The sequence below is a fragment of the Shewanella sp. GutCb genome, assembly GCF_002836135.1.
GTDB lineage: Bacteria > Pseudomonadota > Gammaproteobacteria > Enterobacterales > Shewanellaceae > Shewanella.
This window is the reverse complement of record NZ_PJBL01000101.1, coordinates 1-220: the sequence shown is the minus strand read 5'-3', so window position 1 is coordinate 220 and position 220 is coordinate 1. Positions and strand designations below refer to the sequence as shown.

The 220-nt window shown below is 46.8% G+C and carries 1 protein-coding gene; it reads right to left on the bottom strand.

The features are described 5' to 3' along the window. On the bottom strand, positions 1-220 hold a 220-nt coding region (locus CXF86_RS20145; protein ID WP_145992414.1), incomplete at both ends, for a cadherin-like domain-containing protein.

The following is a 220-nucleotide window of genomic DNA, read 5'->3' as shown; positions in this document are numbered from 1 at the left end:
GTTGCCAGTGGCAACGCCATCTTCGTCGATAGTTTGGCTGTCGTTGGCTAATAGACTAGCGTCATCTACAGGCGTGACTTCAAGGGTCAATGTCGCTGTTGAACCGGTATTGGTGGTGTATGTAATGACAGGGACGCTGCCATTCCAGTTATCATTTGGAGTGAAGGTGTAAGAGCCATCTTCATTGATAACTAAAGAGCCACCTTCAAGTTCTACTGTT